Origin of the sequence: Nitratidesulfovibrio oxamicus, assembly GCF_015731765.1 — a bacterium.
Taxonomy (GTDB): domain Bacteria; phylum Desulfobacterota; class Desulfovibrionia; order Desulfovibrionales; family Desulfovibrionaceae; genus Cupidesulfovibrio; species Cupidesulfovibrio oxamicus.
In genome coordinates, this window is the sequence record NZ_VRYY01000705.1 from 1 (window position 1) to 740 (window position 740).

At 73.4% G+C, this 740-nt stretch carries 1 protein-coding gene; it reads left to right on the plus strand.

Features of this window, described 5'->3' with window-relative positions; genetic code table 11:
- Positions 1 to 740 (plus strand): butyrate kinase (locus tag FVW20_RS17465; protein WP_196610586.1); only part of this gene is annotated, 740 nt, incomplete at both ends.

Here is a 740-nt window from a genome sequence, read left to right on the forward strand (position 1 = left end):
ATGCCCGGCGGCGCGTGGCGCATCACCCCGGCCATGCTGGAAACGCTGGAGCAGGCCCGCTACGGCGAGCACCCCTGCAACCTCGGCGCGCCGCTGGCGCACGACTACGCCGCCCGCTGGGGCGTGGCCGCATACATCGTGGACCCGCCCGTCACCGACGAGATGGACGAGGTGGCCCGCATTTCCGGCCTGCCCGCCCTGCCGCGCCGCAGCGTGTTCCATGCCCTCAGCCAGCGTTCCGCCGCGCGGCGGGCCGCGGAACTGCTGGGCGTGGAGTATGCGGCCAACCGCTGGCTGGTGGCGCACATGGGGGGCGGCATTTCCGTGGCGGCGCACCGCTGCGGACGCATCGTGGACGTCATCAACGCCCTGGACGGCGACGGACCCATCGCGCCGGAACGCACGGGCCGCCTGCCGTCGCTGGGGGTGCTGTCGCTGGTGCAGGACGGCACCTACACCTTCGAGCAGCTGCGACGCATCATCCTGCGCGAAGGCGGCATGTGGGCGCACTGCGGCACCAACGACCTGCGCGTGCTGGAGCGGCGCATGGACGGCACGGCCTGTGGTGAAGAAGGTACGCCGGATGGTGGCGGTGCCCGGCCCGATGCCCACGCCGCGCTGGTGTTCGAGGCCGTGGCCTATACCGTGTCCAAGGAGATCGCCTCGCTGGCGCCCGCCCTGCTGGACGGCGGCAGTGGCGTCGGGTGCGGCGAACCCGTGGCGGACGCCGCCGCCTGCCC